This is a genomic window from Burkholderia territorii, from assembly GCF_902833055.1.
GTDB classification, from domain to species: domain Bacteria; phylum Pseudomonadota; class Gammaproteobacteria; order Burkholderiales; family Burkholderiaceae; genus Burkholderia; species Burkholderia territorii.
The window spans coordinates 1-224 of record NZ_CADFEJ010000195.1; the positions used below are offsets into that span (position 1 = coordinate 1).

Annotated in this window: 1 rRNA gene; it reads right to left on the minus strand. The window is 60.3% G+C overall.

From position 1 onward, the window contains the following. Positions 1-224: ribosomal RNA gene (locus HW466_RS31675) — 23S ribosomal RNA — on the minus strand; the annotation flags it as partial.

Sequence of the window (224 nt, forward strand, 5' to 3'; positions counted from 1 at the left end):
GCGCCCGGATTTGCCTAAGCGCCTTCTCCAATGCAGCGACCGGGACTTCCAACACCCGGACAACCTTCCGCGATCCGTCCCCCCATCGCATCTAACGACGGTGCAGGAATATTGACCTGCTTCCCATCAGCTACGCATTTCTGCCTCGCCTTAGGGGCCGACTCACCCTACGCCGATGAACGTTGCGTAGGAAACCTTGGGCTTACGGCGAGGGGGCCTTTCAC